Here is a 25288-nt window from a genome sequence, read left to right on the forward strand (position 1 = left end):
TGGCCTGCTCTTATGACCCAGACACTTTCGCCGACTGCTGATATCGCCGATGTCGCCTATACCGCTGCCCCCAGCGCCCCTCCGCTGGCCGCAGCTGCCTGGGGCTGGCAGCCAGTGCGCACCGGCAGCGCATCGCTGGTCGAGCAGCTGGTGGCGCATTTCAGCGACCGCATCCGCAACCACGGGCTGCGCGCGGGCATGCGCCTGCCGTCGGTGCGGGCGCTGGCCGAGCAGGCGGGGGTAAGCCGCGACACCGTCGTGCAGGCCTATGACCGGCTGGCCGCGCAGGGCCTGGTGCAGTCGCGCCGGGGTGCGGGCTTTTTTGTCTGCGCCCAGCGTGCGCTGGCCGAGGCGGCCGCAGCCCCTGCCGCCAGCCTGGCCCAGGGCGCGGCCTTTGATACCTCCTACCTGCTGCGCGGCATCTTCCGCGAGGATGCCGATGGCTCCGGCCACACCGGCAGCGCCGGCTGCCTGCCGGCCAGCTGGATGGACGAGGGCCTGATCAGCGGCGCGCTGCGCGCCATCCTGAAGCAGGGCCTGCGTGCCGAGCGCAGCCTGCTGGGCTATGGCCTGCCCCAGGGCCTGGCACCACTGCGCCGCCAGATTGCGTCGACCTTGCAGGCGCAAGAGGTGCCGGCCCACCCCGAGACCCAGTTGATGACAGTGAGCGGCGTCACCCACGGACTGGACCTGATCGTGCGCTGCTTTCTGCAGCCCGGCGACACCGTGCTGGTCGAGGACCCGGGCTGGTTCCTGATCTTTGGCCGCCTCAACACCATGGGGGTCAACGTGGTGGGCGTGCCGCGCCTGCCTGGCGGCCCCGATGTGCAGGCGCTGCAGGCACTGGCCGCGCAGCACCAGCCCAAGCTCTTTATCCTCAACACCGCCGTGCACAACCCCACCGGGCTGAGCCTGTCGGCCGGCGTGGCGCACGAGGTGCTGCGCATTGCCGAGCGGCATGATTTTCTGCTGGTCGAGGACGACACCTATTCCGAGTACCTGGGCAATATGCCCTTGCGCCTGGCCGCCATGGACCGGCTGCAGCGCGTGCTGCTGGTGGGGGGTTACTCCAAAACGCTGTCTGGCGGCTTGCGCGTGGGCTATGTGGCCGCGCGCCCCGAGTTCATCCACCAGCTGACCGATCTGAAGCTGCTGGGGGGCCTGACCTCGGCGCTGCCCAGCGAGCAGATCGTGCACCGCATCCTGGCCGATGGCAGCTACCGCAAGCATGTGGACCGGCTGCGCGAGCGGGTCGACAAGGCGCGCCACCGCTGCCTGCGCCAGCTCGAAGCGCTGGGCTGCCACGCGGTGCATGAGCCGGTCGCCGGCACCTTCGCCTGGGTGGACTGCGGTATGGATTCGGAACTGCTGGCGCGCCAGGCCAGCGAGCATGGCCTGCTGCTGGCGCCTGGCGTGCTGTTCTCGCCGCGCCAGGCGCCGTCGCGCTTGCTGCGCATCTCGGTGGCCATGGCCGAGCAGCCGGCTGCCTGGCAGACCCTGGCCCTGCTGCTGGAGCGCCACCGGGGCGCTTGATCGGACACCGGTGGCGGCCACGCGCTTGCGCTGATGGCCTCAGGCCCCTGTACGCCCGCGCCCCTCGGTCAGCAGCACCGCGGCCTGCACGCGCGATGACAGGCCCAGCTTGCGCAGAATGTGCTGCACATGGATCTTCACCGTGGTCTCGGCAATCGCCAAGCTGCGCGCAATCTCCTTGTTGCTGGCACCCGCGGCAATTTCGCGCAGGATCTCCAGCTCGCGCGGCGACAGCTGCTCCAGCGGGTCGGCCGGTTCGGGCATGGCCGGCGGCGGCGCAGCCGGCTCCAGCGGCCGGTTTTGCAGGACGCTCACCAGCTTGTCGGTCATCTCCATGCTCACCGTCGATTGGCCGCGCAGCGCGCGCTCGATCGCGGCCACCAGCACCTCGCTGTCGGCCGTCTTGAGCAGGTAGCCCTGGGCGCCGCGCTGCAAGGCCAGCGCCAGCGTGCCCGCGTCTTCGCTGGCGGTGAGCACCAGCACCCGCGCCGCTGGCGCTGCTGCGCGCAGGTCCGGCAACAGGTCCACGCCGCTCACGCCCGGCATATGGTGGTCCAGCAGCACCACATCAGGCTGCAGCTGCGCGGCCTGGCGCAGCGCCTCGCCCGCATCGCCGGCCTCGGCCACCACCTGCAGCTGCGGCTGGGCGGCCAGCAGCGCGATCACACCACGCCGAAAAAGCGGGTGGTCGTCCACCACCAGCAGGCGTATCGCGGGGGTAGGCGCTTGCGCTGCCGTCATGCGGGGCTCCTGGAGGTGGCAAGGGTTGCGGCCGTGGGCGGCTGAAATGTCGGTAGGGGTTGCAGGGGCTGCAAGCGGGGCAGGCTCAGGCGCACGCAGGTGCCGGCCCCGGGGACGGAATGGATCTCCAGGCTGGCGCCAATGCCAGCAGCGCGCTCGCGCATGATGCGCAGGCCCACATGGGTTTCATCCAGCGCCGCGGCAGCCTGCGCCATGCCCTGGCCATCGTCGCGCACCTCCACCGCCCACTGCGGGCCTTGCTCCACCTCCACCCACACCTGGCTGGCCTGCGCATGCTTGCGCACGTTGGACAGCGCCTCCTGCACCACATGCAGCACCTGCACCTGCACATCGGGCGGCAGCGCCATGCCTTCGCCGGCAATCTGCAGCTGCGCGGGCAGACCGGTCTGGTGCTCGAACTTGGTCAAGGTGGTGCGCAGTGCAGGCACGATGTCCTCGGCATTGGTACGGGTGCGAAAGTGCAGCAGCAGCTCGCGCACATCGGACAGGCTTTCGCGGATGCCGGTATCGAGCTCGCCCAAGGTTGCCTGCACGCGCGCGCCATCCGGGGGCAGCCGTGCCATGTCGCTGCGCAACAGCCCCGCCTGGATCTTCAAGAACGCCAGGCTCTGCGCGATGGAGTCGTGCAGCTCGCGCGCCAGCAGGCCGCGCTCGTCGGCCACCGCCGCCTCGCGCTGCAAGGCGTCGGCGCGCAGGCCCTCCATGCCGCCGGCCAGGTGGCTGGCCAGCGCATCGAGCAGCGCGCGGTCATCGGCGGCCAAGGTGGTGGCATGGCGAAAGAACAGGTCCACCTCGCCCACCATGCGCTCATGCAGCCGCACCGGCACGCTCAGCACGCTGACAAAGCCAGCCCGCCGGCATTGCCCGGCATCGACCCGGCCGGCCGCTGCAGGCACGCCACGGCGCCAGTCCTGCAGCGCCACCAGCTGGGTCTGCGCCTGGGCCTGGGGCTGGCCGCAAAAGCAGTCACCGGTGGGCAGGCAGTGCTCGGCATCGGCCATCTCCTCGGGCAGCCCTTCGGACGCGAGCAGCACATAGCGGCGGTTGTGCTCGTCCGACCAGCGCAGCGCCACCGCATCGGCCTGCGCCGTCTTGCGCATCTGGGCCGCAAAGCCCTGGGCCAGCGCGGGCAGCGCATCGGCGCGCGCCACTAGCGCGGCAGCGTCGTACAGCACCGCCAGGCGGGCGCGTTCGGCCTGCAGATGTTCGGTCTTTTGCTGCACGCGGCGCTCCAGGCTAGCATACAGGTCCTGCAGGCGCACCGCCATGCGGTTGAAGCCCCGCGCCAGCGCACCAAACTCATCGCCGCCATCGGCTGGCACCCGCACCGACAAATCGCCCGCCTCCACCTGGGCCAGGGCCGTCTGCAGCCGCGCCAGCGGCCCAAACACCAGCAGCTGCGCCGCATACAGCAGCGCCAGCGCGGCAGCAATGGCCAGCGCCATCATCACGAACTGGGCGGTGTTGAGCCAGGTCGTCCAGCGCGCCAGTTGCTGCTCGATGCGGCCGACCAGCTGGTCCACCTCACCGACAAAGCTCTGCGCCTGCTGGGCCGTAACCTCGGCCTGCACCACATGGCTGCCGGTCACCGGCTGCTGCCAGGCTGCGCGCAGCCGCTGCCAGCGTTGCTGCACGGCTTGCAGGGCGGCACGCGAGGCCGTATCGCGCGGCACCGACAGCGGCCGGGCGGCATCGCCCTTTTCCAGCAAGGCCAGGCTGGTGTCGAGCCGGCCGATCAGCAAGGCCAGGCGCTGCGGGCTCGCCTCCGGCAAGGCCTGCGCCAGCTGCCAGGTCTGCATGCGCATGCGCCCCGCTTCATTGACCGCCGCAGCACCCCCTTCGAGCGACCAGGTCAGCCGCAAGGTCAGGCCAATCGCGACCAGCGCCATCAGCAGCAGCGCGCAACCAATGGCGCCGATCTTGACGGCCAGCGGCCGCTGGCGTGCTGGCTGCAGTTCCCCTTTCATGGCCCCGCCTCCGGGTAACGCACCCCGCGCCGCTGCGCCATCTCGCGTCCCATCGCGGCTTGCACGGCTGGCTCCAATTGCGCTTGTGCGCTGGGGTAGGCCTGCGCCTCCTCTGCCGCGATATGGCGCGTGTAGACCTCGTCAAAATCCGCCCAGCGGCGCCGGGCCGCCACCAGCGCCTCGCCCGTCGGTGCATGGCCTGCTTGCACTGCCTGCAGATCCGCCCGTATCGCCGGCCACAGCGCCTCCATCTGCCGGTGTTCAGCCTGCAGCTGGTCGGCCAGCGCGCCCTGCCCTGCCGCCCGCAGTACGGGCAGCACATGCTGCTCTTCATCCTGGTGGTGCAAGGGCGCTGCCAGGTCAAAGTAGCGCTGCACATCGGCCGCCGCATCGCGCGCCTGGCCCTGCGCCTCGCCGCCCCCCTGCTCGGCCAGGTAGGCACCCAGGCGGCCCAACAGATCCAGGCTGCGCGCCACCCGGCCATGGCAGGCCTGCAGCATGCCGAAAGGCTCGTCAAAGCCTGCTGTGGGTGGGGTGTTCAGGAGCTGTGTCACAGCCTCCATTTTCGCTGCCCATCGCTGCCTGTGCGTTGCGGTGTACGCCAAGCATGATCCAGGTCAAATTCTGCTGACTGGCGCAGGCGCACAGTGGTGCGGTACTGCTATATCTTTGCCCTGTTAGCTCTTTATGGCCAAACGTTTTCCTATCCATCCTGCGCATCCTGAGCGGACTTGCTGGGGGTGTGACCGTTATTGCGCTGCGTCGTCCATGGCTTGTGGCAATGGATCGGAGCGGTCGGCGCACCCGGTGGAGTTGTTTGGGCCCGATTGGGCGGAGTGGGATCCTTTGGCTTCTCAGCCTGCTGAGGGTGATGGTCTGCCAGGGCAGTCCTGATGTTTGGGGCGGCGGGTGGATCGTGTGACGGTCGGCATTCCATCGCTCTTGGCCCTGCAGGCTCCTGCTTTGGCCTTCAGGCCGGAGGCCGGTTTTCGCCCGGCAGGCGACTCACTTTCTTGCTCGTGCAAGAAAGTAAGCAAAGAAACACGCCCCTGCTATCCGTGTCCCCAGTGCCTGCGGCACTGGGGCAACCTGCGATGCTCGACCCAGGGGCGTGCCGCATAACTCACTGCGCGCCAAGGCGCTCCGTTCAAACAGATGCGGCAAGCATGACGACGAAGGCGTGTGTCCTTCGGCACACGCCCGCCCCTGGGTCTGTGCTTCTCGGCACGGCTAGAAGGGGGAAGAGGGATTCAGCAGCCGCAATGCCATCGCTACGCTCGGCATGGGAGGTGACGGCATCCCCCCTTCTGTATGCGCCTGTGATGGGGCGTTTGCGGGCTGGCATGCGCGCCCCAGCGCGCATGCTTCGTGAACTGACTCGCCGTGGCTGTTTGAACGGAGCGCTTTAGCGCGTAGTGAGTTCCACGGCGCAGCCCGCAAACGTCTCAGCACAGGTTGCCCCGCAGCGCAGCGGAGGGGTCGCAGACAGCAGGGGCGCACTTCTTTTGCTTACTTTTCTTTGGTCCGGCACTCCGGTGCGAGCAAGAAAAGTGAGTCGGCCGCCGGACGAAATCCGGCCTCTGTCCTTCGACAGAAAAATGGAGATAAAACGGCAGCTGAGTCCGTCAGCATCTCTTACTCGGAGGCTCCCGGCCTCTGTCGTTAGAACAAACGAGACTGCCAGACCTACGGCAGAGCAAACAAACAAAATAGCTACTGCACCAAAGGCGTCTTCGCCCCTTCCAAATCCACCCCCACCACCCGCGCCCGCCCAGCCAACAACCGCAAATACTGCGACAAGCCCGTCGCAAAACTCTGCTGCCGCAACTGCTGCAACACAGCGGCCCGCACCTGCTCATAAGGCGGCACGGTGCCCGCATCGCGCTCCTGCACCTCCACCACATGCAGACCAAAGCGGCTGTGCACCAGGCGCGGCAACACCCCCACCTCGGCATGGCCGAAAAGCTCGCGGGCGAACTCGGGGGCGCAGTCTTCGATGCGCAGCCAGCCCAGCTGGCCACCCTGCGCGCCGCTGGGGCAGTTGCTGCTGGCGCTGGCAGCGGCGGCAAAGCGGTCGCCGGCGGCCTGCTCTTGCGGGGTGGCGCTGCGCACATCCAGCAGGCAGGCCTCGGCGCGCTGGCGCAAGGCGTTGATGTCGACGCCGGGCGTCACTGCGAAGAGCACATGGCGTGCCCGCACGCGCTCGCCCCGGGCATAGCGGGCGGCATGCGCCTGGTAGTGGCGGCGGCCGGCGTTGTCGTCGGGCTCGGGCAGTTGCAGCTCGGCGTCCAGCAGTTGCTCGATGGCGCTGCCGGCCGCTTCGCTGATGGCGCCGGCGCGGGGCACCGGGTCGTCGGCAGCGAGCAGGCCCTGGGCCTGGGCGGTCTGGCGCAGCAGCTCGGTGCAGGCGCGCTGGCGCAGCTCCATCGGGTCCAGCAGCTCGCCGGCATCGCACAGCGCAATGCCGTTGACCTGGGCAGCAGCCAGCGCATCGCGCGGGGCGCCCAGCGGCGCCTCGATGCGGGGCAGGCTGGGGGCGGCGGGGCTGTCCTGGCAGCTGCAGGCTGCGCTGCCGCAGCCACCGGTGGGGGTGTGCAGATCGGCGTTCATGGGCGGCCTCCTGGCTGCTTGTTGGACAGGTTAAGACGGCGCGCACGCACCAGCTGGTAGGGCCGTGCCAGGTAGGCCACGGAGGCGAAGCCGCTCCAGACATGCACCAGGCGGCTGAAGGGGAAGAGCAGGAAGATCGTCATGCCCAGCACCATGTGCACCTTGAACGGCCAGTCCAGTGCCACCAGGCCTGCCGCATCGGGGCGGAAGGTGACGATGCGCTGGGCCCAGTCGGCCAGCACCAGCATCGCGTGGGCATCGGCCCGGTGCGAGAACGAGGCGGGCAAGGTGGCCAGGCCCAGCACCAGCTGCACCCACAGGATGATGAGGATGGCCAGATCGGTGCGGTGGCTGGTGCGGCGGATGCGCGGATCGGCAATGCGCCGGTGCAGCAGCAGGCTCAGGCCGATAAAGCAGACCAGGCCGGCGGTGCCGCCGGAGATGATGGCCAGCATCTGCTTTTGCGGCGCGGTGATCAGCCACTCATACATGAAGTGCGGCGTGAGCAAGCCCACCGTGTGGCCGAACAGCAGGAACAGGATGCCGATATGGAACAGGTTGCTGCCCCAGCGCAGCTGGCCGGCGCGCAGCATCTGGGAGGAGTCGCTCTTCCAGGTGTACTGGTCGCGGTCAAAGCGCGCGAGGCTCCCCATCAGAAAGACGGCCAGGCAGATGTAGGGATAGACGTTAAACAGGAAGTTGTGCAATGCAAGGGGCATGGCGGTCTCCTCGGGGTTCAGCGGGCCGCGCCAGCGGGTGGCTGGCGCCGCGTGATGTGGATGGGTTGGGCACTGCCCGGCGCGGCCTGGCCCTGGCTGTTGCAGCCGCCAAAGGCGGCGGGCTCTTCCCAGCTTGCGTCCAGCGGCTCGTCGGCGGGCAGCGGCGCAGCGGGGGTGTCGGCCACCAGCGGCTGGCCGGCCAGATCGAGCACGGCGGACAGCACGGCGGCGTAGTCGCTGTGCCGGCGGCCCAGTGCAGCGGCGATGGACTGCAGGATGTGCGCAAACTCACCGATGAAGGCGCGCGCCTCCAGGGTCGGCTGGGTGGAGGCGAACTCCAGCAGCACCGTCAGGTGGTCGGGCAGCTCGGCGGGGTCGAGCAGCAGGCCGGCCTGCTCATAGGTCTGGACCAGGTCGACCATCGCCGGGCCCCGGTCGCGCGAGTCGCCATGCACATGCTCGAACAGGTGCAGCGCGGTGCCACGGCCCCGGTCAAACAGGTCCACATAGATGGCTTCGGCATCCATGCCTTCGGCCAGCAGGCGGTCCATCAATGCGTCCAGCTCGCTGCGGCGCACATGGCCCAGCGCGTTCTCGGCATTGAGCGCCGTGTGGATGTCGACCAGGTGGCCGCGCATCGCGGCGTCGGGGTAGCGCAGCAGGTGGGCCAGTGCGCGCAAGGTAAAGCTGATGCTGTCTTTCATGTCGTCTCTCCTCAGAGGCTCGCCTGGATCGGGATGGTGCGTTTTTTCTCGCTGCCGAACAGGCTGGTGTCGGTCACGCCTTCGCTGCAACCGTTGCCAAACGAGAAGCCGCAGCCGCCGCGCACATTGAAGGCGTTCTCGGCGTATTCGCGGTGCGTGGTGGGGATCACAAAGCGGTCTTCGTAATTGGCAATGGCCATGGTCCTGTACATCTCCTCGGCCTCGGCCACCGTCAGCTCGGCCTGCTGCAGTGCGGCCTCGTTGGGCAGGCCATCGACATGCTTGCCGCGCTGGTAGGCGCGCATGGCCAGCATGCGCTCCAGCGCGCGCACCACCGGCACCGTGTCGCCTGCCGTGAGCAGGTTGGCCAGGTACTTGACGGGGATGCGCAGCTGGTTCACATCGGGCAGCTCGCCATTGGCGCTCACATGGCCGGCCTGGGCGGCAGCGGTGATCGGCGACAGCGGCGGTACATACCAGACCATCGGCAGGGTGCGGTACTCGGGGTGCAGCGGCAGGGCCACCTGCCAGTCCACCGCCATCTTGTAGACGGGGCTGCTCTTGGCAGCGATCAGCCAGGCCTCGGGGATGCCATCGGCCCGCGCCTGGGCGATCACCGCCGGGTCGTTGGGGTCGAGAAAGATGCCCAGCTGTGCCTGGTACAGGTCCTTGTCCTGGGTGACGCTGGCCGCTGCTTCGATGCGGTCTGCGTCATACAGCAGCACGCCCAGGTAGCGGATGCGGCCGACGCAGGTTTCGGAGCAGACGGTGGGCTGGCCCGCCTCGATGCGCGGGTAGCAGAAGATGCACTTCTCGGCCTTGCCGCTCTTCCAGTTGTAGTAGATTTTCTTGTAGGGGCAGCCCGAGACGCACATGCGCCAGCCACGGCACTTGTCCTGGTCGATCAGCACAATGCCGTCTTCCTCGCGCTTGTAGATGCTGCCGCTGGGGCAGCTGGCCACGCAGGCGGGGTTGAGGCAGTGCTCGCACAGGCGCGGCAGGTACATCATGAAGGTGTTCTCGAACTGGCCGTAGATGTCCTTTTGCACCTCGTCGAAGTTCACATCCTTGCTGCGCTTGCTGAACTCGCCGCCCAGGATCTCTTCCCAGTTCGGGCCCCAGACGATCTTGTCCATGCGCTGGCCGGTGATCAGGCTGCGCGGCCGGGCCGTCGGCGCAGCCTTCATCTCCTTGGCAGTTTGCAGGTGCTCGTAGTCGAAGGTAAAGGGCTCGTAGTAGTCGTCGATCTCGGGCAGGTTGGGGTTGGCGAAGATCTTCATCAACAGCTGCCATTTGCCGCCCTGGCGCGGCGCGATGGAGCCATCGGCCTTGCGGACCCAGCCGCCGTTCCAGCGCTCCTGGTTTTCCCATTCCTTGGGGTAGCCGATGCCCGGTTTGGTCTCGACATTGTTGAACCAGGCGTACTCGACGCCGGGGCGGTTGGTCCAGACGTTCTTGCAGGTGACGCTGCAGGTGTGGCAGCCGATGCATTTGTCCAGGTTCAGGACCATGCCGATTTGTGCGCGAACCTTCATGTTGGGTTCTCCGTGGGGGTTGGTGTGGGGGTCGGTGCGAAAAGCATGACCAGGGCCGAGGCGGCCTCCTGGGCATGCACGGCGTGGGGCTCGCCCGCGGCGATGTGGCAGCAGTCACCAGACGCCATGGCCAGCTGGCGGCCCATGGTCTCGAAGACGAAGCGCCCTTCGAGGCACTGGATCACCATGCGCTCGGGCACCTGGTGGCGGTGCAGCGACTGGCCGGCCTGCAGCACCAGGCGGAAGATCTGCAGATCGGGATCGCGCACCAAGGTGTACGAGCGCGCCTCGCCCAGCGCGGCCGCCAGGGGCCGCGCCGAGAAGATGGCGCCCGCAGGGGTGTGGGTCAGTGCCATGGCGGGGACTCCTTCTGCGCGGCGCTCAGGGGTTCTCGCCCTGGGCCTGGTAGGCGGCGGCCAGGTGGTCATCGCGCGGCGTGTCCAGCCAGTCCACCTTGGCCATCTTGCGCACCACGACGAACTCGTCGCGGTTGGTGCCGATGGTGCCGTAGTAGTTGAAGCCGTAGCTGTACTGCGCGTAGCCGCCGATCATGTGCGTGGGTTTGAGCACAATGCGCGTAACCGAGTTGTGGATACCGCCGCGCACCCCGGTGATCTCGCTGCCGGGCGTGTTGATGATCTTCTCCTGCGCGTGGTACATCATCACCATGCCGGGCTTGACCCGCTGGCTGACGACCGCCCGCACGGCGACAGCGCCGTTGAGGTTGAACATCTCCATCCAGTCGTTGTCCTCGATGCCGGCGCGCTGGGCGTCCTCCTCGCTGATCCAGGCCACCGGCCCACCCCGGTTGAGCGTGAGCATCAACAGGTTGTCGGTATAGGTGCTGTGGATGCCCCACTTCTGGTGCGGCGTGATGAAGTTCAGCTGGATCTCGGGGTGGCCATTGGGCTGGATGCCCTGCATGCCGGCCGTGGCCTTCATGTCCACCGGCGGACGGTAGCTGCTGAAGCCCTCGCCAAAGGCCACCATCCAGGGGTGGTCCTGGTAGAACTGCTGGCGGCCGGTGAGGGTGCGCCATGGGATCAGCTCATGCACATTGGTGTAGCCGGCGTTGTAGCTCACGGTCTCGCTCTCGATGCCGCTCCAGGTGGGCGAGCTGATGATCTTGCGCGGCTGCGCCTGGATATCGCGGTAGCGGATCTTCTCGTCCTCGCGGTAGATCGCCAGGTGCTTGTGCGCGCGGCCGGTCACCTTCTCCAGCGCCTCCCAGGCCTTCACCGCCACATGGCCATTGGTCTCGGGGGCTAGCTGCAAAATCGTCTCACAGGCGTCGATATCGCTGACGATGCGCGGGCGCCCCTCGGTCACGCCCGGCTCGGTGGTCAGGCCATTCAACTGGCCCAGCTGCTCGACCTCGGTGCCGGTCTGCCAGCCAATACCCTTGCCGCCGTTGCCCAGCTGGTCCATCAGCGGGCCCAGTGCGGTAAAGCGCTTGTAGGTGTTGGGGTAGTCGCGCTCCACCACGGTGACCTGCGGCGCGGTCTTGCCGGGGATCAGCGCGCATTCGCCCTTTTTCCACTCGGCCACGCCATAGGGCTGGGCCAGCTCGGCGGGGGTGTCGTGCATCAGCGGGGTCAGCACGGTGTCGCGCTCCACGCCCAGGTGGCCCACGCAGACCTCGCTGAAGGACTGGGCAAAGCCCTTGTAGATCTCCCAGTCCGAGCGCGATTCCCAGACCGGATCGACCGCGGCCGACAGCGGGTGGATGAAGGGGTGCATGTCGCTGGTGTTGAGGTCGTTCTTCTCGTACCAGCTGGCCGTGGGCAGCACGATGTCCGAGTACAGACAGGTGGTGCTCATGCGGAAGTCCAGGGTGACCAGCAGGTCGAGCTTGCCCTGGGGCGCATCGGCATGCCAGGTCACCTCTTCGGGCTTGGCGTCATCGGGGCCCAGGTCCTTGCCCTGCACGCCGTTGTCGGTGCCCAGCAGGTGTTTGCAGAAGTACTCATGGCCCTTGCCGCTGGAGCCCAGCAGGTTGCTGCGCCAGACAAACAGGTTGCGCGGCCAGTTCTCGGGCGCGTCGGGGTCTTCGCAGCTCATCGCCAGGCTGCCGCTTTTGAGGCCCTGGGCCACATAGTCGCGCGGCGCCAGGTTGGCGGCATCGGCGGCGGCCGCTATCGACAAGGGGTTGGTCTTGAGCTGCGGCGCGCTGGGCAGCCAGCCCATGCGCTCGGCGCGCACGTTGTAGTCGATCATGCTGCCGCCATACTGGCTGCGGTCGGCCAGGGGGCTGACGATCTCTTCAAGGCCGAGCTTCTCATAGCGCCACTGGTCGGTATGGGCGTAGAAGAAGCTGGTCGAGTTCTGCTGGCGCGGTGGGCGTGCCCAATCGAGCGCAAAGGCCAGCGCGGTCCAGCCGGTCTGGGGGCGCAGCTTTTCCTGGCCCACATAGTGCGACCAGCCGCCGCCGCTTTGGCCCACGCAGCCGCAGAGCATCAGCAGGTTGATGACGCCCCGGTAGTTCATGTCGCAGTGGTACCAGTGGTTCATCGCCGCGCCGATGATGACCATGGACTTGCCCTGGGTCTTGTCGGCATTGGCGGCAAACTCGCGCGCCACCAGGGTGATCTGCTCGCGCGGCACGCCGGTGATGCTCTCGGCCCAGGCGGGCGTGTAGGCGGCATCGTCGTCATAGCTGGCAGCGCCGCTGCCCAGGCCCCGGTTGATGCCGTATTGCGCGGCCTGCAGGTCAAACACGGTGGCCACCAGGGCCTCGCGGTACTCGCCATCGTTGCCCAGACGCAGGCGCACGGCCGGCACCTTGGCGCGGCTCACATCGCCTTGCTGTTCGTTGGCGGTGAAATACGGCGTGGCAATGCCGCCAAAGTACGGAAAGCCGACATCGACAATCTCATGGGCCTGGCTGCCATCTTCCAGCACCGAGAGCTTGAGGCGGACCTCGTCGCCATGGCGCGCTTCCTTGGACTCCAGGTTCCACTTGCCCGCGTCGTCACGGCCTTCGGCGCCCCAGCGAAAGCCGATCGAGCCATGGGGCAGCACGGCGCGGCCCTGGCTGTCAAAGGCCATGGTCTTCCACTCGGGGTTGTTGTCCTGGCCGAGCTTGCCGTTGAAATCGCTGGCGCGCAGGTAGCGGCCAGGCACCTGCACCACACTGCCATCGGCCAGGGTCTTGCTCTCGAGCAGCACCAGCATCGGCAGGTCGGTGTAGCGGCGCGCGTAGCCGTCAAAGTATTCGCTGCGCTTGTCGAAGTAGAACTCCTTGAACGCCACATGGCCCATGGCCATCGCCAGCGCCGCATCGGTGCCCTGCTTGGGGTGCAGCCAGACATCGGAGAGCTTGGCCACCTCGCTGTAGTCGGGGGTCACGGCCACCGTCTTGGCGCCCTTGTAGCGCACCTCGGTGAAGAAGTGGGCATCGGGCGTGCGCGTCTGCGGCACATTCGAGCCCCAGGCAATGATGTAGCTGCTGTTGTACCAGTCGGCCGATTCGGGCACGTCGGTCTGCTCGCCCCAGACCTGGGGGCTGGCCGGCGGCAAGTCACAGTACCAGTCGTAAAAGCTCATGCAGACGCCGCCGATCAGGCTCAGGTAGCGGCTGCCGGCCGCGTAGCTGACCATGCTCATCGCCGGGATGGGCGAGAAGCCGATGATGCGGTCCGGCCCGTGCTGCTTGATGGTGTAGACGTTCGCAGCGGCCACCAGTTGGTTGACCTCGTCCCAGGTCGAGCGCACAAAGCCGCCCATGCCGCGCACCTGCTGGTAGTCGCGGCGTGCGGCATCGTCCTGCGCAATCAGGGCCCAGGCATCGACCGGCGTTTTGGCCACCTGGAGCGCAGCGCGCCAGCGCTCGAGCAAGCGGCCCCGCACCATCGGGTACTTGACCCGGTTGGCGCTGTACAGGTACCAGCTGTAGCTGGCGCCTCGGGCGCAGCCACGCGGCTCATGGTTGGGCATGTCCCAGCGCGTGCGCGGGTAGTCGGTCTGCTGGGTTTCCCAGGTGACGATGCCGCCTTTGACATAGATCTTCCAGGAGCAGGAGCCCGTGCAGTTGACGCCATGGGTGCTGCGCACGATCTTGTCATGCGCCCAGCGGGCGCGGTAGGCGTCCTCCCAGGTGCGGTCTTCGCCGGTGGTGCGGCCGTGGCCGCCGGCAAAGCTCTCCTTGGGCAGGCGAAAGTGGGTGAGTCGGTCGAGGAAATGGCTCATAACGGTTCTCTTTCTCGTGGGGTCCAGGCTCTGGAGCCTTTAGCAGGGCATCGCGGCGTTGCGGCGGGCATAGCACCACCAGGTCACCACGGCGCACAGCAGATAGAAGGCAGAAAACACCCACAGCGCGGCCTCGGGCCCGCCGGTGGATGCGATCGAGCTGCCATAGCTCTTGGGAATGAAAAAGCCGCCATACGCACCCAGTGCGCCGGCAAAGCCGACGGCGGCGGCGCCCAGCACATTGCCTTCCTTGAGGGCGGCGGCCTGCGAGGCCGCATCTTTGCCCGCGCCTTGCGTGGCCAGCTGGTTGAAGATCACGGGGATCATGCGGAAGGTGGAGCCATTGCCGATGCCGGTGGTGACAAACAGCACCAGGAACATCAGAAAAAAGCCGGTGAAGCTGCCCGCCTGCGGCCCCCAGGCCAGCGCATAGCTGCCCGTGCCCTTGGGCAGAAACCACAGTACGCCCAGCACGGCCAGCGCCATCACCAGAAAGTTCCAGAACGTGACCACCCCGCCACCGACCTTGTCGGTCAGCCAGCCACCAAAGGGCCGCACCAGCGCGCCCACCAGCGGGCCCAGCCAGGCGTAGGCCAGCGGGTTGATGGCGGGGAACAGTCCCTTGATCAGCAGCGGAAAGCCGGCGGCAAAGCCGATGAAGGAGCCAAAGGTGCCCAGGTAGAGCAGGCACATGATCCAGTTGTGGGGCTGCACAAAGATGGCAGCCTGCGCGGCCACCGAGGCCTTGGCATCGGCCACATCGTTCATCCCGAACCAGGCAACGACCGAGGTCAGCGCAATCCAGGGCACCCAGATGAAGGCGGCGTTCTGCATCCAGACCTGGACCTGCACCCCGCCCTGGCTGATGGTCTGCGGCTCGCCGCCAAAGATGCCCAGCAGACCTACGGTGACGACGATGGGGCTCAGGAACTGCACCACCGACACGCCCAGGTTGCCCAGGCCGGCATTGACGCCCAGCGCCGAGCCCTTGCGGTCCTTGGGGAAGAAGTAGCTGATATTGGCCATGCTGGAGCTGAAATTGCCCCCGCCCAGGCCGCACAGCAGCGCCAGGATCAGCATCGTCGGGTAGGGCGTGGCCGGGTCCTGCACGGCCATGCCGATGCCGATCGCCGGGATCAGCAGGCTGGCAGTCGAGATCGCCGTCCAGCGCCGGCCGCCCACCAGCGGCACCATGAAGGAGTAAAAGATGCGCAAGGTGGCGCCCGACAGCGCAGGCGCGGCCGCCAGCCAGAACAGCTGGTTGGTGGAGTACTGAAAGCCCAGGCCCGGCAGGCTGACGGCGACCACGCTCCAGACCTGCCAGACGGCAAAGGCCAGGAACAGCGCCGGCACGGAGATCCAGAGGTTGAGCTTGGCGATGGCCTCGCCCTCCTTTTCCCAGAAGGCCTTGTCCTCCGGGGTCCAGATCGTCAAGGTGCTGCCGCGGCGCGGCGCAGAGGGGGTGTTGCTTGTCATGGAGAGTCTTTCCAGCAGAAATCGATGGCGGCTGTCACGCCTTGCAGCCCGCAGCGGGGCCCATCACATCGGTGCGGCGCACCTCGGTCCAGTACATCCAGATCAGCGAGACCCAGACCACGCCGTAGAGCAGCATGAAAGCGCTGGAGCGCAGGCCCGTCAGGTCGAGCAGCAGGCCAAACAGGATGGGCAGCACAAAGCCGCCCAGGCCGCCGGCCAGGCCCACGATGCCGCTGATGGCACCGATGTTGTCGGGGTAGTCGTTGCCGATGTACTTGAAGACGCTGGCCTTGCCGAACGCAAAGGCCACGCCCAGCACACCCATCAGCGCGGTGAAGCTGTAGACGTTCAGGCCCAGGTGGAAGGTCTGGGGGCCGTTGACCGTCGCAATCGTGAAATCGGTCTGCGGGTAGCTCAGCAGGAACAGGCAGACCCAGCTCACCCACATCACCCACCAGGTGACCTTGTGGGCGCCGTATTTGTCGGACAGCACACCGCCAATGGCGCGCAGCACGCCGCCGGGCAGCGAAAAGCAGGCCGCCAGCAAGGCGGCGACACGGATGTCGAGGCCGTACTCGCCCACGTAGTACTGCACCATCCACAGCGCCAGCGCCACATAGCCACCAAAGACGATGCTGTAGTACTGGCAGTACTTGAGCACGCGCGGGTCCTTCAAGGCCTGCAGCTGGTCGACAAAGCGGACGTTGTTGGCCACCAGGTGGCGCGGGTCATGCGCGCTGAACAGCCAGAACAGCACCACGGTGCCGGCCAGAATGGCCGCGTAGACCTGGGGCACCAGCGCCCAGCCGCCCGCCACCAACAGCGCCGGGGCCAAAAACTTGTTGACGGCCGAGCCGGAGTTGCCCGCGCCATAGACGCCCATGGCCATGCCCTGGCGGCTCTTGGGAAACCAGCGCGCCACATAGGGCGTGCCCACCGAGAACGAGCCACCGGCCAGACCGACAAACAGGCCGATGACGAGGAACTGCCAGTACTGCGTGGCGTAGGCCATGAGCCAGACGGCCGGCACGGTGACGGCCATCAGCACGGTCATCACGGTGCGGCCGCCAAAGCGGTCCGTCCAGATGCCCAGCGGCACCCGCACCAGCGAGCCCGAGAGCACCGGCATGGCGGTGAGCAGGCCGAACTCGGTCGCGTTCAGGCCCAGTTGCTGCTTGAGCGGGATGCCGATGACGCCGAACATCATCCACACCATGAAGCAGACGGTGAAGGCCAGCGTGCTGACGGCGAGCACGCTCCAGGCCTGGCGCGAGACAGCGGGAGGGGCAGTGGCGGAATCCATGGTGGGGCAGATGTTGTTGGTCTGCCCCTACTGTGCTGCGCCAGCGCGCAGCGCACCATCCACCGGTTAGCGCATCAGGCCGCGCCGCAAGAACGATGGCCTGCGCCCTGCCATCGTTCTGAAGAACTATGGCGCCGCTTTTCTCGGCAGCGCCTGATGTGCATCAAACCGGCCCTCGCGCCTGGCCGGCATGATGCCCGGTTGCTCAGGCCAGATCGACCTGCATGCCCACGGCGCGCAGCTTGTCCACCACCTCATCGATATGCGCCTTGCTGCGGGTCTGCAGCACGATGTCGATCTCGGTGTTTTGCGCGGCCAGCTTGGTGAAGGCGCGCTGGTGGTGCACCTCTTCGATGTTGGCGCCCGCCTCGGCGACGATGGCCGTGATGCGTGCGAGCATGCCGGGCACATCGCGCGAGCTGATGCGCAGGCGCGCGAGCCGCCCCGAGCGCACCATGCCGCGCTGGATGATGGAGGCCAGCAGCAGCGGATCGATATTGCCGCCCGACAGCACCAGGCCCACCTTCTGGCCGGCAAAGCGCTCGGGGTAGCGCAGCAGCGCCGCCAGCCCCACCGATCCCGCGCCCTCGACCAGGGTCTTTTCAATCTCCAGCAGCATCAGCACCGCCTGCTCGATATCGCTCTCCTCGACCAGTACCAGGTCGTCCACCGTGCGGGCGACGATCTCGCGCGTGATCAGGCCGGCCGTCGCCACGGCAATGCCTTCGGCCATCGTCGAGACGCCCACGGGCAGGTCCTGGTGCTGCACCGCATTGACCATGCTGGGAAAGCGCGAGGTCTGCACGCCCACCACCTGGATGCTGGGCTTGACGGCCTTGGCGGCCGTGGCCATGCCGGCGATCAGGCCCCCGCCGCCCACGGCGACCAGCAAGGTGTCCAGATCGGGCTGGTCTTCGAGCATCTCCAGCGCCAAGGTGCCCTGGCCGGCGGCAATGTCGGCATCGTCAAAGGGGTGCACAAACACCAGCTTCTGGTCCTCGGCCATTGCATAGGCATGGGCGCGGGCCTCTTCCAGCGTGTCGCCATGCAGCACCACCTCGGCACCAAAGCTGCGCGTGCGCTCGACCTTGACGCCCGGCGTGAAGCGCGGCATCACGATCACCGCCCGCACCCCCAGCTGCTGCGCATGGTAGGCCACGCCCTGGGCATGGTTGCCCGCGCTCATTGCAATCACGCCCCGTGCGCGCTGCTCGGCGTTGAGCTGCATCAGCTTGTTGCAGGCACCGCGCTCCTTGAAGGCCGCCGTGAACTGCAGGTTCTCGAACTTGAGGTAGACCTTGGCACCCACGATCTGGGACAGGGTGTGGGAGTAGAGGCAGGGCGTGCGCTCGACCTTGCCTTGGATGCGCTGGGCGGCGTCGCGGATGTCTTGAATGCTGAGCATGGGGTGACTCGCTGGAGGGTGGGCCGCCCGGCCTGGGGGCGGCGGTGGTGATGGGTTCCGTATCCGGGGTGCCGGGCTTCAGTCGGCGCTTGCCGGCTGGTAGACATGGTCAAAAAACGCCTGCTCCAGCGCCACCGCGCGGCTGAAATAATCGGCCGCCTCGGCACGCGCGTCGGGCTCGATGCTCTCGCCCATGCGGTCGAGCTCAGCGCGCAGCCAGCCAACAAAATCGCGGAAGAAGTCGTTGGCGTGCAGGCTGATCCATTCGGCATGTTCAAAGCGCGGCGGCAGGGTCTGGCCGGGCTGGTCAAAGCCGTCCAGGTACAGGCCTTCGGCCACGCAGAGCACGGCCAGGCAGTTGGCGTATTTCTGGCTGCGCGCGGCCTGCCCCATCAGCGCCTGGAACTGCACGGTAGGCAGCGTCAGCGGCGGCGTCTCGCGCTCCTGCTGGGACACGTCCAGCGCGTCAAAGCTGCGCTGGAAATAGGTGTTCTCGTCGCTGGTGATCATCGCCGCAAACTGCGCCAGGCGCACGCGCGGCGCAAAGCTATCGGCGCTGGCGATGGCCGCGCCCAAGAGCGCCACAAACTGGTTGATGAACTGGTAGTCCTGCACCAGGTAGCGGCGCAGCACCGCGTCATCCAGGCTACCGGCCCGCATCTCGTCAATGAAGCGGTGCTGGATGCAGGCATCCCAGACGGGCTGGTTCAGCGCTTGAAGCGCATCGGAAAAACGGTCAGTCATGGTGGGCGGCAGGGGCAGCAAGGGCGAAGAGGGCCATTGTGCCGCAACAGCCTTGTGCCTGCGCACCATCCTTGTGATGCGCTATGATTTTTGCCCATCCCCACCCTCTATCTCTGTTACCGAAAGACGAGCATGACCTCTGCCATCGACCGCCGCCACGTCGGCGCCCGCCTGTCCGAAATCGCCATCCACAACGGCACCGTCTACCTGGCCGGCCAGATCCCCGAGAACAACCCCGGCGCCGATATCGTCACCCAGACCCAGGAAGTGCTGGGCCATATCGACCGCCTGCTGGGCGAGGCCGGATCGAGCAAGGCCAGCATCCTGCAGTGCCAGATCTACCTGACCGACATCAGCGAGATCGGCCAGATGAACAGCGTCTGGGACGCCTGGGTGGCCCCCGGCCACACGCCGCCCCGCGCCACCGTGCAGGCCACGCTGGGCAACCCCGCCTACAAGATCGAAGTGGTGGTGGTCGCCGCCGTCGACAAGGCCTGATGGGCACGCGCTGGCCCTGCCGAAAAACCTGTTCATAGGCTGCGTTGAACGCAGCATTCCTTGCATACAAAGCCTGTCTTGCAACTTGCATGGCAGGCTTTTTGCTTGTGTCTCCCAGGCTGCACAAGTCGGTGAACGCTCACGGGTAATCCCTGTTCACTGATCGGTATGTGCATGGGTACATTTTGCATACAAGAAATTTACAACTTGTATACAAACCGAAAAGGAATGCGTATGCGTCGTTTTGTCAGATCGCTGTTCGGGCAGGTGGTGGTGGCTCTTATCGTGGGGGTCCTCATCGGGCTGCTGGCCCCGGAGTGGGCTGTCAAGCTCAAGCCTTTGGGCGATGGTTTCATCAAGCTCATCAAGATGATCATCCCGGTGCTGGTGTTCTGCGTGGTGGTGCATGGCATCGCGGGCGCAGGCGACCTCAAGCGCGTGGGCCGGGTCGGCGTCAAGGCGCTGATCTACTTCGAGGTGCTGACCACCATCGCGCTGGTGCTGGGCCTGGTGCTGGCCTTTGTGTTCCAACCTGGTGCAGGCATGAACGTGGACCCGAGCAAGCTCGATGCCTCGGCCATGAGCGCCTACGCCAGCAATGCCGACAAGCTGACCAGCGGCGGCACGGTCGATTTTCTGATGAAGCTGATCCCCACCACCGTGGTGCAGGCCTTTGCCACCGGCGATGTGCTGCAGGTGCTGCTGTTTGCCGTGCTGTTTGGCTGCGGGCTGACCATGCTGGGCGAGCGCGGCGCGCCGGTCAGCCTGCTGATCGACACGATGTCGCATGTGCTGTTCAAGGTGATGGGCATCATCATCAAGCTGGCGCCGCTGGGCGTGCTGGGCGCGATTGCCTTTACCGTTGGCCAGTACGGCGTGGGCTCGCTCAAGCAGCTGGGCATGCTGGTATTGCTGTTCTATGTGGCCGTCGCCTTCTTTGTGTTTGTGGTGCTGGGCTTTGCGATGCGCGTCTCGGGTTTCAGCCTCATCAAGCTGCTGCGCTACCTGCGAGAAGAGCTGATGGTGGTGTTTGCCACCACCTCGTCGGACAGCGTGCTGCCCCAGATCATGGCCAAGCTGCGCCACCTGGGCATCCGCGACTCCACCGTCGGCCTGGTGATCCCCACCGGCTACTCCTTCAACCTCGATGCATTCTCGATCTACATCACCTTGGCGGCGGTCTTCATTGCCCAGGCCACCAATACGCCGATCTCGATGACCGATCTGCTGACCATCCTGGCCATTGCGCTGGTCACCTCCAAGGGCGCACACGGCGTGCCCGGCTCGGCGATTGTGGTGCTGGCCGCCACCTTGCATGCGATCCCCGCCATCCCGGCCATCGGCCTGGTGCTGGTGCTGTCGGTGGACTGGTTCATGGGCATTGCCCGCGCGCTGGGCAACCTGATCGGCAACTGCGTGGCCACCGTGGCGATTGCCTCCTGGGAGGGCGATATCGACCGCGAACGGGCCCATAAGGTGCTCAATGGCGAGAAACTACCGCAAGACACGGCACAATCGGAGCTGTCTACACCCCACGCCTGAGCCCATGACTGCTGTCAGCCCCACCACCATTGCAGAACGCGTCGTCGAAGCCATCCTCGCGCAGAAGCTCTCGCCCGGGGAGCGCCTGGGAGAGCAGGCGCTGGCGGACAACTTCTCGGTCAGCCGCACCTTGGTGCGTGAGGCGCTGATGCAGCTGCAGGCGCGCGGCTTTGTGCAGGTGCAGCCGCGCCGGGGCTGGTATGTGGTGCAGCCCAGCGCCGAGGAGGCACGCGACGCCTTCGCCGCCCGGCGCATCATCGAGGCGGGCATCCTGGAGACCGCAGGCCGCCCGATGCAGCAGGTGATCCGGCAGCTGCGCCTGCATATCGATGAGGAGCAGCGCGCCATCCAGGGCGCCGACGCGGCCACGCGCGCCTTTCTGCTGGCCGATTTCCACGTCTGCCTGGCCGAGAACATGGGCCACCGCCTGCTGGCCGATACCCTGCGCGACCTGACCGCCCGCACCACGCTGGCTGCGACGCTCTACCAGTCCGACCACAGCGCCGAGCAGTCCTGCGCGGACCACGCCAGCATTGTCGAGGCGCTGGAGCGGGGCGACGCCGAGCAGGCCCGCGCACTGATGCTGGCCCATATCGGCAATGTCGAAGAAGCGCTGGAGACCACGCCCCCGCCCCCGGAGACCGCACCGGGCGAGCGCCTGCGTGCCACCCTGAGCCCCGTGCAGCGCTGATGCCCGAGCCACACATGCGGCCGCGCAAGAGCGGCGGGCCGGTCAAACGCCTCAAGCCTGCCAGGCCCGCAAACCCGGCCGGCCCGCCCCGGCTGTTGGGTTTTCACAAGCCCTATGGCGTTGTCAGCCAGTTCACGCCCGAGGGGCGCTGGCAGGGCCTCAAGGACTTTATCGACGTGCCCGGCGTCTATGTCGCCGGCCGGCTCGATGGCGACAGCGAAGGCCTGCTGCTGCTGACCAACGACGGCCAGCTGCAGGCCCGCATTGCCGATCCGCGCCACAAGATGGCCAAGACCTACTGGGTGCAGGTCGAAGGCATTCCCGATGCCGCTGCCTTGCAGCAGCTGCGCGATGGCGTGGCCCTGAAAGACGGCAAGACCCTGCCCGCCCAGGTGCGCATGCTCGCTCCGCAGCCTGCGATGTGGCCCCGCCATCCGCCTATCCGCGTGCGCCAGAGCGTGCCCGATTGCTGGATCGAGCTCATCATCCGCGAAGGCCGCAACCGCCAGGTGCGGCGCATGACCGCTGCCGTCGGCCACCCTACGCTGCGCCTGGTGCGCATGGCCATTGGCCCCTACACGCTCGATGGGCTGGAGCCGGGGCAGTGGACAGATCTGGCGCTGTAAAAAGCCGCCGCGCCAGGCATCATTGCGCCAGCAGCGGCAATGCATCCAAAGCCTCTTGCCCCGAGGGCAGGGCCACCGCCTGCCAGCCACCACGCCGGGGCCAGGGCCGGTAGTGCGCCAGCGGCAACACCGCCACCTGCTCGATCTGCCCTTGCAGCTGCGCGCCCAGCGCCTGCAAGGCCTGGCTGCGCTGCTGCGCGCAGGCCTGCACCTGTGCCCACTGCGCGCGCCGCGCGGCAGCGCTCAAGGCTGCCATCGCACTGGGGGCTGGCAGGCATTGCGCCGCAGCCAGCCAGCGCAGGGCGCTGTGGTCGCCCGCGCCCAGTTGCTGCAGTTGCCGTGCATAGCGCTGCAGCCCCTCCGGCTCCAGGCGGCCCGCCAGTTGGATATCGAGCACATCGCCTTGCAGGCGGTAGCGCGCTGGCAGGGCGGCGCTCCAGTGGCTTGTGCCGTGGCGGCTGCGCATGCTGGCAGCAATACGGCGGCTGCCCTGCACCAACATCGGCTGCACCAGCTCCAGCAGGGCCGCGTCGCGCAGGCGGGCTTGTTCGGGGTTGCGGGCGGGCGCCAGCTGGATGCGAAGCGGCTGGCTGTCATACCCGCGCCATTGCAGGCCCCAGACCTGCAGCCCGGCCCGGTCCGGCGCCATCAGGCCCATGGCCAGCGCTGCTGGCACAAAGGCGATCGCCGCCCAGATCCACCATTCGGGCGACATGCGGCGCGCATTCCAGGCCTCGCCCTGGCGCAGCAGCGACCAGCCGGTGCTCAGCTGCCCCAGCAGCCAGACCGCTACCAGCACCACGATGGCGCCGGCCAGGCCCGTGCCCATCTGCAGCATCTCGGCCGGGTGCAGGCTGTCGGGCAGCAGGAACAGGACCATCCAGCCGCAAGCCGTCGCCAGCAAGGCCGCCAGCATCGCGTAAAACGGCAGCCACACGGGCGTGCGCAGCCGCCCGTCCTCCATCAGCAAGCCTGGATCGTGCAGCGCGCGCCGCCCTTCCAGCATCCAGCCGATGCGGCCCACCTGCGACAGCAGCACAAACACCAGCCCGCCTGCTGCCACTGCCATCAGCAGCGGCAGCCACAGCCACAGCAGCAGCACGCCCAGCGCCGCCATCAGCACACCGCCCAGCACCAGCAGCGCCGCATGGCCGCGCTGCCGCTTTCCCTCGTTGCTCCCGCCCATTCGTCTCTGCACTCCCTTGTCTCTCATCTCCACCGGCATCCGGCATTCCTGTGCAAGAATGCCCTTTCGCACCCACTAAGCCTGCAAGACCAGCTATGGTTTTGGGAGTATATGAACTGGTGGGGATGGACGCGGCTGCCATACCCCCGCTGTAAGAACCTGTTCAAAGGAACCCCCATGCGCCCCTTGCTCAGCCTCTGCCTTGGCCTGGCCTTTCAACTGACGCAACCCCCTGCCCACGCACAGAACATGACCACGCTCGCCCTGCACCAGGCAGCGGCTGCCAACAACGGCAGCCGCATCCAGCAACTGCTGCAAAACGGAGGCGCCAGCGCCCTCGATGCGCGCGATGCCCAGGGCCGCACGCCGCTGCTGGTAGCCACACAGAGCAACCAGGTGGCAGCGGCCAAGGCCCTGATCGAGGCCGGCGCCGATGTGAATGCCAAGGACCACATCGAAGACAGCCCCTACCTGTACGCCGGCGCACGCGGCCACCAGGAGATCCTGCAGATGACGCTGGCCCATGGCGCCGACCTGCGCAGCACCAACCGCTATGGCGGCACCGCGCTGATCCCGGCGGCCGAGCGCGGCCATGTCGAGACCGTGCGCACCCTCATCAACGCCGGCGTCGATGTGAACCATGTCAACCGCCTGGGCTGGACGGCGCTGATGGAGGCCATCGTGCTGAGCGATGGCGGCCCGCGCCACCAGCAGATCCTGCAGCTCTTGATCGATGCCAAGGCCGATGTGAACCTGGCCGACAAGGAGGGCGTGACGCCGCTGGCCCATGCCCGGCAGCGCGGCTACAGCGCGATGGTGGAGATGCTGAGCGCTGCGGGTGCACGCTGATCTGCAGTGTTGTTTTATGCAATAAGTTAATAAAAATTAGACTTTTTATAACTATTGCTTTATAGTGAATGCCGTTCAAGAGGTATTTGCCGCTGCGCAAGCCTCTGGTTCCCGCTGGTGGCCCGCAAGGCGGCATCCAGCGTTCCTGGCGACATTCGCCTGGTTGATCTGCAGAGCAGCAGTCAACCGCGTACTACACGCTCACACCGGCCCCCCAAGCCGCTGACCCCAGATTGCAACCCATTTCCAAGACTTTTATTTCCATCGGGAAGTACCTCGTTTCGCCGTCGACCCACCCGACCGCCAATGGCCGCTTCGGCGCCTCCTTCTCCGTCCAGCGCGCACCAGGCAACGGCAGTTACTGCCGGGTCTTCCGCTTCGACAAGACATTTGCCTCCGCAGAGGCGGCGCGCATCTTTGCCGTGACCCAAGGCTGGCTGCAGTCGTCCATGCCCAAGCCCCCAGTCTGCTGATCGCCGGCGGGCAACCCCTCCCATCCATTGGCGATAGGGCCTGGGTTCTCCAGTCCATCGCCCACCCCTGCGCAAGCATCGCGCAACCTCTTCCAGAAAGGCTCTGACATGAGCAGCAAAATTTATGTGGGCAACCTGCCCTACTCCGTGACCGACGCCAGCCTTGAGGAGAACTTCTCCGAATTCGGTGCCGTGACCTCGGCCAAAGTCATGATGGACCGCGACACCGGTCGCTCCAAGGGCTTCGGCTTTGTGGAAATGGCCTCGGCCGATGTGGCCCAGGCAGCGATCGACGCGCTCAATGGCCGGTCCGTGGACGGACGCCAGATCGTCGTCAACCTGGCCCGCCCCCGGGAAGAGTCCAGAGGCGCGGGTGGCTACAGCAACGCAGGCGCGCGTTCGGGCGGTCGCTCGGACGTGGGCTACGGCCAAGGTGGTTACGGCGGTGGCCGCTACTGAGCGCATCGCATCTTGAAG

General features: G+C 66.9%; 23 protein-coding genes. 9 read left to right on the forward strand and 14 right to left on the reverse strand.

What is annotated here, in order from left to right; genetic code table 11:
• The first annotated feature begins 12 nt into the window (after positions 1-12).
• Positions 13-1533: an aminotransferase-like domain-containing protein gene (locus WH367_RS14415; protein ID WP_339536630.1), complete on the forward strand. Its 1521-nt coding sequence runs from the start codon at positions 13-15 to the stop codon at positions 1531-1533.
• A gap of 39 nt (positions 1534-1572) precedes the next feature.
• On the opposite strand, the gene WH367_RS14420 is transcribed toward WH367_RS14415, so the two are convergent.
• The 3 genes from WH367_RS14420 to WH367_RS14430 are packed head-to-tail and all read right to left on the reverse strand — an operon-like array spanning position 1573 to position 4816.
• Positions 1573-2274: a response regulator gene (locus tag WH367_RS14420; protein ID WP_339536631.1), complete on the reverse strand. Its 702-nt coding sequence runs from the start codon at positions 2272-2274 to the stop codon at positions 1573-1575.
• Positions 2271-4262, reverse strand: coding sequence for a type IV pili methyl-accepting chemotaxis transducer N-terminal domain-containing protein (locus tag WH367_RS14425; protein ID WP_339536632.1), 1992 nt, complete (start codon positions 4260-4262; stop codon positions 2271-2273). Before WH367_RS14425 ends, WH367_RS14420 begins: the two co-directional genes overlap by 4 nt.
• Positions 4259-4816 (reverse strand): hemerythrin domain-containing protein, encoded by a 558-nt coding sequence (locus WH367_RS14430; RefSeq protein ID WP_339536633.1) that lies wholly within the window; start codon positions 4814-4816, stop codon positions 4259-4261. Before WH367_RS14430 ends, WH367_RS14425 begins: the two co-directional genes overlap by 4 nt.
• A 133-nt stretch (positions 4817-4949) precedes the next feature.
• Here WH367_RS14430 and WH367_RS14435 point away from each other — a divergent pair, with 133 nt between their 5' ends.
• Positions 4950-5156: a DUF3079 domain-containing protein gene (locus tag WH367_RS14435; protein WP_230773705.1), complete on the forward strand. Its 207-nt coding sequence runs from the start codon at positions 4950-4952 to the stop codon at positions 5154-5156.
• A gap of 819 nt (positions 5157-5975) precedes the next feature.
• Here WH367_RS14435 and WH367_RS14440 read toward each other — a convergent pair.
• The 10 genes from WH367_RS14440 to WH367_RS14485 all read right to left on the reverse strand — a co-directional run bounded on the left by WH367_RS14440 (position 5976) and on the right by WH367_RS14485 (position 18946).
• On the reverse strand, positions 5976-6872 hold the full coding sequence (locus tag WH367_RS14440; protein WP_339536634.1) for a peptidylprolyl isomerase: 897 nt from the start codon (positions 6870-6872) through the stop codon (positions 5976-5978).
• Entirely contained in the window at positions 6869-7591 is a 723-nt protein-coding gene (gene narI, locus WH367_RS14445; protein ID WP_339536635.1) for a respiratory nitrate reductase subunit gamma, read from the reverse strand. Before narI ends, WH367_RS14440 begins: the two co-directional genes overlap by 4 nt.
• A 17-nt stretch (positions 7592-7608) precedes the next feature.
• Positions 7609-8295, reverse strand: a complete 687-nt coding sequence (narJ, locus tag WH367_RS14450; RefSeq protein WP_312988914.1) for a nitrate reductase molybdenum cofactor assembly chaperone — start codon at positions 8293-8295, stop codon at positions 7609-7611.
• Between the two features lie 11 nt (positions 8296-8306).
• Positions 8307-9830, reverse strand: a complete 1524-nt coding sequence (narH, locus tag WH367_RS14455; RefSeq protein WP_339536636.1) for a nitrate reductase subunit beta — start codon at positions 9828-9830, stop codon at positions 8307-8309.
• The gene (locus WH367_RS14460) at positions 9827-10186 is read right to left on the reverse strand and encodes a cupin domain-containing protein (RefSeq protein WP_339536637.1); all 360 of its coding nucleotides are present in this window, start codon (positions 10184-10186) and stop codon (positions 9827-9829) included. The genes narH and WH367_RS14460 overlap by 4 nt, the downstream gene beginning before the upstream one ends.
• Positions 10187-10211: 25 nt before the next feature.
• A complete protein-coding gene (locus WH367_RS14465; protein WP_339536638.1) occupies positions 10212-14018 on the reverse strand; it encodes a nitrate reductase subunit alpha in 3807 nt (1268 codons plus the stop codon).
• A 39-nt stretch (positions 14019-14057) separates the two neighbouring features.
• Positions 14058-15494: an MFS transporter gene (locus tag WH367_RS14470; protein WP_339536639.1), complete on the reverse strand. Its 1437-nt coding sequence runs from the start codon at positions 15492-15494 to the stop codon at positions 14058-14060.
• A 34-nt stretch (positions 15495-15528) separates the two neighbouring features.
• On the reverse strand, positions 15529-16797 hold the full coding sequence (locus WH367_RS14475; protein ID WP_339536640.1) for an MFS transporter: 1269 nt from the start codon (positions 16795-16797) through the stop codon (positions 15529-15531).
• Positions 16798-17002: 205 nt separating this feature from the next.
• Positions 17003-18202, reverse strand: a complete 1200-nt coding sequence (locus WH367_RS14480; protein ID WP_021025310.1) for a threonine ammonia-lyase — start codon at positions 18200-18202, stop codon at positions 17003-17005.
• A gap of 78 nt (positions 18203-18280) precedes the next feature.
• On the reverse strand, positions 18281-18946 hold the full coding sequence (locus WH367_RS14485; RefSeq protein WP_339536641.1) for a TenA family protein: 666 nt from the start codon (positions 18944-18946) through the stop codon (positions 18281-18283).
• Positions 18947-19078: 132 nt separating this feature from the next.
• Here WH367_RS14485 and WH367_RS14490 point away from each other — a divergent pair, with 132 nt between their 5' ends.
• The 4 genes from WH367_RS14490 (at position 19079) to WH367_RS14505 (ending at position 22303) form a co-directional block, all read left to right on the forward strand.
• Positions 19079-19444 carry a RidA family protein gene (locus WH367_RS14490; protein WP_021025308.1) on the forward strand — a complete coding sequence of 122 codons (366 nt, stop codon included), beginning with the start codon at positions 19079-19081 and terminating at the stop codon, positions 19442-19444.
• A 234-nt stretch (positions 19445-19678) separates the two neighbouring features.
• Complete coding sequence (locus tag WH367_RS14495; RefSeq protein WP_116927481.1) at positions 19679-20986, forward strand: C4-dicarboxylate transporter DctA; 1308 nt, start codon at positions 19679-19681, stop codon at positions 20984-20986.
• 4 nt (positions 20987-20990) lie between these two features.
• A complete protein-coding gene (locus WH367_RS14500; RefSeq protein WP_021025306.1) occupies positions 20991-21677 on the forward strand; it encodes a GntR family transcriptional regulator in 687 nt (228 codons plus the stop codon).
• Positions 21677-22303, forward strand: coding sequence for a pseudouridine synthase (locus WH367_RS14505; protein WP_339536642.1), 627 nt, complete (start codon positions 21677-21679; stop codon positions 22301-22303). The genes WH367_RS14500 and WH367_RS14505 overlap by 1 nt, the downstream gene beginning before the upstream one ends.
• Before the next feature lie 19 nt (positions 22304-22322).
• On the opposite strand, the gene WH367_RS14510 is transcribed toward WH367_RS14505, so the two are convergent.
• Positions 22323-23489 (reverse strand): hypothetical protein, encoded by a 1167-nt coding sequence (locus tag WH367_RS14510; protein ID WP_339536643.1) that lies wholly within the window; start codon positions 23487-23489, stop codon positions 22323-22325.
• Positions 23490-23666: 177 nt separating this feature from the next.
• Here WH367_RS14510 and WH367_RS14515 point away from each other — a divergent pair, with 177 nt between their 5' ends.
• The 3 genes from WH367_RS14515 to WH367_RS14525 all read left to right on the forward strand — a co-directional run bounded on the left by WH367_RS14515 (position 23667) and on the right by WH367_RS14525 (position 25270).
• Entirely contained in the window at positions 23667-24338 is a 672-nt protein-coding gene (locus WH367_RS14515) for an ankyrin repeat domain-containing protein (RefSeq protein WP_021025323.1), read from the forward strand.
• A 263-nt stretch (positions 24339-24601) separates the two neighbouring features.
• Positions 24602-24811 (forward strand): hypothetical protein, encoded by a 210-nt coding sequence (locus WH367_RS14520; RefSeq protein WP_084635674.1) that lies wholly within the window; start codon positions 24602-24604, stop codon positions 24809-24811.
• A 108-nt stretch (positions 24812-24919) separates the two neighbouring features.
• Positions 24920-25270 (forward strand): RNA recognition motif domain-containing protein, encoded by a 351-nt coding sequence (locus WH367_RS14525; protein WP_021025325.1) that lies wholly within the window; start codon positions 24920-24922, stop codon positions 25268-25270.
• Positions 25271-25288: the final 18 nt, after the last annotated feature.

Source organism: Comamonas sp. MYb21 (assembly GCF_037479395.1).
GTDB lineage: Bacteria > Pseudomonadota > Gammaproteobacteria > Burkholderiales > Burkholderiaceae_C > Comamonas.

What these genes read in the sequence shown, in the direction of transcription:
- WH367_RS14415 (WP_339536630.1), top strand. Translation starts at nt 13, where the DNA reads ATGACCCAGACACTTTCGCCGACTGCTGATATCGCCGATGTCGCCTAT.
- WH367_RS14420 (WP_339536631.1), bottom strand. Translation starts at nt 2,274, where the DNA reads ATGACGGCAGCGCAAGCGCCTACCCCCGCGATACGCCTGCTGGTGGTG.
- WH367_RS14425 (WP_339536632.1), bottom strand. Translation starts at nt 4,262, where the DNA reads ATGAAAGGGGAACTGCAGCCAGCACGCCAGCGGCCGCTGGCCGTCAAG.
- WH367_RS14435 (WP_230773705.1), top strand. Translation starts at nt 4,950, where the DNA reads ATGGCCAAACGTTTTCCTATCCATCCTGCGCATCCTGAGCGGACTTGC.
- WH367_RS14440 (WP_339536634.1), bottom strand. Translation starts at nt 6,872, where the DNA reads ATGAACGCCGATCTGCACACCCCCACCGGTGGCTGCGGCAGCGCAGCC.
- narI (WP_339536635.1), bottom strand. Translation starts at nt 7,591, where the DNA reads ATGCCCCTTGCATTGCACAACTTCCTGTTTAACGTCTATCCCTACATC.
- narJ (WP_312988914.1), bottom strand. Translation starts at nt 8,295, where the DNA reads ATGAAAGACAGCATCAGCTTTACCTTGCGCGCACTGGCCCACCTGCTG.
- narH (WP_339536636.1), bottom strand. Translation starts at nt 9,830, where the DNA reads ATGAAGGTTCGCGCACAAATCGGCATGGTCCTGAACCTGGACAAATGC.
- WH367_RS14460 (WP_339536637.1), bottom strand. Translation starts at nt 10,186, where the DNA reads ATGGCACTGACCCACACCCCTGCGGGCGCCATCTTCTCGGCGCGGCCC.
- WH367_RS14465 (WP_339536638.1), bottom strand. Translation starts at nt 14,018, where the DNA reads ATGAGCCATTTCCTCGACCGACTCACCCACTTTCGCCTGCCCAAGGAG.
- WH367_RS14470 (WP_339536639.1), bottom strand. Translation starts at nt 15,494, where the DNA reads ATGACAAGCAACACCCCCTCTGCGCCGCGCCGCGGCAGCACCTTGACG.
- WH367_RS14475 (WP_339536640.1), bottom strand. Translation starts at nt 16,797, where the DNA reads ATGGATTCCGCCACTGCCCCTCCCGCTGTCTCGCGCCAGGCCTGGAGC.
- WH367_RS14480 (WP_021025310.1), bottom strand. Translation starts at nt 18,202, where the DNA reads ATGCTCAGCATTCAAGACATCCGCGACGCCGCCCAGCGCATCCAAGGC.
- WH367_RS14485 (WP_339536641.1), bottom strand. Translation starts at nt 18,946, where the DNA reads ATGACTGACCGTTTTTCCGATGCGCTTCAAGCGCTGAACCAGCCCGTC.
- WH367_RS14490 (WP_021025308.1), top strand. Translation starts at nt 19,079, where the DNA reads ATGACCTCTGCCATCGACCGCCGCCACGTCGGCGCCCGCCTGTCCGAA.
- WH367_RS14495 (WP_116927481.1), top strand. Translation starts at nt 19,679, where the DNA reads ATGCGTCGTTTTGTCAGATCGCTGTTCGGGCAGGTGGTGGTGGCTCTT.
- WH367_RS14500 (WP_021025306.1), top strand. Translation starts at nt 20,991, where the DNA reads ATGACTGCTGTCAGCCCCACCACCATTGCAGAACGCGTCGTCGAAGCC.
- WH367_RS14505 (WP_339536642.1), top strand. Translation starts at nt 21,677, where the DNA reads ATGCCCGAGCCACACATGCGGCCGCGCAAGAGCGGCGGGCCGGTCAAA.
- WH367_RS14510 (WP_339536643.1), bottom strand. Translation starts at nt 23,489, where the DNA reads ATGGGCGGGAGCAACGAGGGAAAGCGGCAGCGCGGCCATGCGGCGCTG.
- WH367_RS14515 (WP_021025323.1), top strand. Translation starts at nt 23,667, where the DNA reads ATGCGCCCCTTGCTCAGCCTCTGCCTTGGCCTGGCCTTTCAACTGACG.
- WH367_RS14525 (WP_021025325.1), top strand. Translation starts at nt 24,920, where the DNA reads ATGAGCAGCAAAATTTATGTGGGCAACCTGCCCTACTCCGTGACCGAC.